The sequence below is a fragment of the Sphaerisporangium sp. NPDC049002 genome (genome assembly GCF_040649355.1).
Classification (GTDB): Bacteria; Actinomycetota; Actinomycetes; order Streptosporangiales; family Streptosporangiaceae; genus Sphaerisporangium.
Genome location: NZ_JBEZFH010000388.1, coordinates 1 through 2,986 on the forward strand (window position 1 = coordinate 1; position 2,986 = coordinate 2,986).

Genomic DNA, 2,986 nt, shown 5'->3' on the forward strand with positions numbered 1-2,986 from the left:
ACGGGGGGTGACCCGCGCCGCACACGCCATACTGCCACCACTTAGGGTGACAGTCCAATCACACGCCGGACTGTCACCCTGGGGGCTACCGGGGGGAGACCGGCGCGGGCGGCGTCACCCCGATGGACCGGACGGTCTCCCGCGTCGTCGGGCGAACGTACTCGTAGGGCGTCAACCGCGCCCCCCGGCGGGTCTCGATGGGCAGGGGCTCCTCGCACCGGGAGCACCCGCGCGCGACCAGCACGCCCCCGACGAACACCCCCGCGTGACGTACGCGGTCTGCCACGTGTGGTTCGGGTCCACCTCGGGGTGCGCCGCCAGGTACGCCGGCCACCACCTCTCGACGTGCACGTGCGGCGCCAGCACCGCGTTCAGCCAGAAGCACGGGCCGCACTGATCGGTGTAACCCTCGGCGCCCGGCTCCCCGTCCCACTCGGCGTCGTTGACGCGACACTGCAGGCACTTCGGGGCGGTGTGCTGGGTGCTGACCATGGTCGCGACTCCTCGGGTCTCAGCCGGGCCGCTCGCGCCGGCAAGGGGACCGCCCCCAGGAAGGGGGCGGGTCGTGCAGGGGACTACAGGCACTCGCCGGCGTGCGCCAGGTGACACGAGGGGCACACCGCCGCCGGCCTGCGACGACGACCGCCCTTGAGGTTCTCGGGCTGGCACTCGGTCCGCGTGCAGGCCGGCTGACACACCGGGCAGTGGCACACGATGACCTCCGCGATCTCGGGGTCGACCGTCATGCACTCCTGGTGGGGGACCTGCTTGCAGGTGAAGCAGACCCGAAGCTGACCGGTGCGAAGCTTGTGCGCCGCCATGCTGGTGCCTCCTGGTGGACGTGAGTTGGGCCGCTCGAACCAACTGAGACCAGCGTCACGCCCCCCGGCACGAGGGACAAGCGACACCGGGAAACCAGGGGCTACAGGCCGCCCAGGGTCGCACCGAGCACCAGGTACCCGACGAGCAGGACGACCCCCAGCAGGGTTGCCAACGTGACCAGGGCAAGCAGACGTGCCAGCAAAGGGTGCCTCCAAAGCAGTAGGTGCGACGGGCAGCAAGGGCCGAGGGACCTCGGCACCTACGGACCGTCCCCTCTGGCGCGGGCAGAGGGGACGCCCCGTAGGTGCCGGGATCAGGCCTCGACGAGGGCCACGCCCCGCAGGAACACCATGCAGCCGCCCTGCGTCGCCTTGACCATCAGCCGGGCGGCCACCTCGTTGCCCAGGTCCCCCAGGACGACCCGGAGGGCGTGCACCACACGCAGCGCCACGACGCAGGAGTCGGACCGGGTCGACGCGACCCGAACACGCTCCCGACCGTCGGCACCAGGGGCGCTCTCGACGACCTGCAACGACCCCTTCAGACCCGCAACCTCCAGGACCTGGTGCAACACGGCCTCGGTCATCGTGGTCGTCGCGGGGACCCTGGCCGCCGCCACAGACGGAGCCTCGGCCGGGCCGTCGGACGGGATGACGCCCCACACGTTGAGCCCGCGGACCCGCAGCTCCTGCCGCAGGGACACCATCACCGCCTGCAGGGACCAGGGGCCACCCTCCCTCAGGCCGGCAGCCAGCACCGTGACCGCGTCGTGGTCGGTGAACCGCCCCGGCAGCTCCCCGACCGAGAGCCCGTAGGCGTAGGCGTGGAGCAGGGTCTCGTTGCCCGAGCCCGCGAGGTAGTCCCCGAACGAGGGGGCGACAGGGGCGGGGATGGTGCCGGACATGGGTGCCTCCAGAGGGTGTGGTGTGTCGGGCCGCTCGGACCGACGGGGACCGGGGGAACCGGGCCCCCTCGGGCCGCCCCCTACCGGCGTAGGCAGGGGACGCCCCGGGGGGGCCAGGGTCACACGGCCTGCGAGCACTCCCCGGGCACGTGCTCCCCCAGGAAGCCGGTGCACTCGAAGCACTCGACGTGCCCCCGCCTGGTCAGCTCGTCGCTGATCTCGACCAGCCGGGCGTCCAGGGCCCCCCGGTCGGCAACCGGCTGCACCAGGTGGGCAACGGCCTGCCCTACCGGGCCGGCAAGCACGTCCGACTCCGGGTCCACGAGCAGGATCAAGCCGACCCTGTAGGCCACCGCGAGGGAACGGTCAGAAAGGGTGCCGAACGAGGTGGTGACGGTGCCGGGCATGTGTGCCTCCAGAACGTGTGATGTCGGGCCGCTCGATCCGACTAAGACCAGCGTCACCCCTTGAGGGGGACGAGACAAGCACCAGGCTGTGCCCGGCACCCACTGGCCGCCCCCCGAACGTTCCGGGGGGCGCCCCGTGGATGCCGGGTTCAGCCCGCGAGGTGCACGTACGTGAGGTGCAGGGTGGTGACCCCGTCCCCCGCCTCCATGGTCAGGCGGCGGCCGAGGGTGTCCCCCAGGTCGTCCCCCAGCAGGGTACGAACCGCCCGCATGAACACCAGGGGCACGCAGGCCGAGTCGCCCCGTGCGAACACCAGGCGGACCTCCTCGACCCCGACGGGGTTGACCCCGCCGGTCACCTCGACCTCACCGAGGTCCGCCAGTGCCAGGGCCTCCCGCAGCGTGGAGCCCGCCAGCGTGATGGTGGCCGACACCAGGGGGTCGACGACGAACATGTCCTCGGTCGGCTCGATGTCGTGGACGTCCACGCCCCGGCCAGTCAGCTCCTCGTTGATCGCGGCCATGACCCCGAGCAGGCCCCAGTCTCCCGACACCTCCAGGCCGGCCACGAGCACCAGCAGGGCGTCCCGGTCCTGGAAGGTGCCCGGGTGCCGCCCGACCGCCAGCCCGTACGCGTACGCGTTGCTCAGGGTCTGGTTGCTGGACCCCGCGACGAGGTCGGCAAACGACGGGGTGACGGTGAGGGTGGTGCCGGACATGGGTGCCTCCAGGGGTGAAGTGAAGTTGGGCCGCTCGAACCAACTGAGACCAGCGTCCCCCCTAAGGGGGGGAGGGACAAGGGACCGGGCCGGTGCCCGGTGCCCACGGGCGACCCCCTACCGACAGGGGGAGG

General features: G+C 72.0%; 5 protein-coding genes. All 5 read right to left on the bottom strand.

The genetic code is table 11. The features are described 5' to 3' along the window. Window positions 1-171: 171 nt before the first annotated feature. The 5 genes from AB0B89_RS35795 to AB0B89_RS35815 all read right to left on the bottom strand — a co-directional run bounded on the left by AB0B89_RS35795 (window position 172) and on the right by AB0B89_RS35815 (window position 2,852). Window positions 172-492, bottom strand: a complete 321-nt coding sequence (locus tag AB0B89_RS35795) for a hypothetical protein (protein ID WP_358562043.1) — start codon at window positions 490-492, stop codon at window positions 172-174. Window positions 493-575: 83 nt separating this feature from the next. After that, entirely contained in the window at window positions 576-821 is a 246-nt protein-coding gene (locus AB0B89_RS35800; RefSeq protein ID WP_358562046.1) for a hypothetical protein, read from the bottom strand. Window positions 822-1,135: 314 nt separating this feature from the next. Beyond that, on the bottom strand, window positions 1,136-1,726 hold the full coding sequence (locus AB0B89_RS35805; RefSeq protein ID WP_358562049.1) for a hypothetical protein: 591 nt from the start codon (window positions 1,724-1,726) through the stop codon (window positions 1,136-1,138). Window positions 1,727-1,845: 119 nt separating this feature from the next. Next, window positions 1,846-2,133: a hypothetical protein gene (locus AB0B89_RS35810; protein ID WP_358562052.1), complete on the bottom strand. Its 288-nt coding sequence runs from the start codon at window positions 2,131-2,133 to the stop codon at window positions 1,846-1,848. 149 nt (window positions 2,134-2,282) lie between these two features. Then, window positions 2,283-2,852 (bottom strand): hypothetical protein, encoded by a 570-nt coding sequence (locus AB0B89_RS35815; protein WP_358562055.1) that lies wholly within the window; start codon window positions 2,850-2,852, stop codon window positions 2,283-2,285. Window positions 2,853-2,986 lie beyond the last annotated feature (134 nt).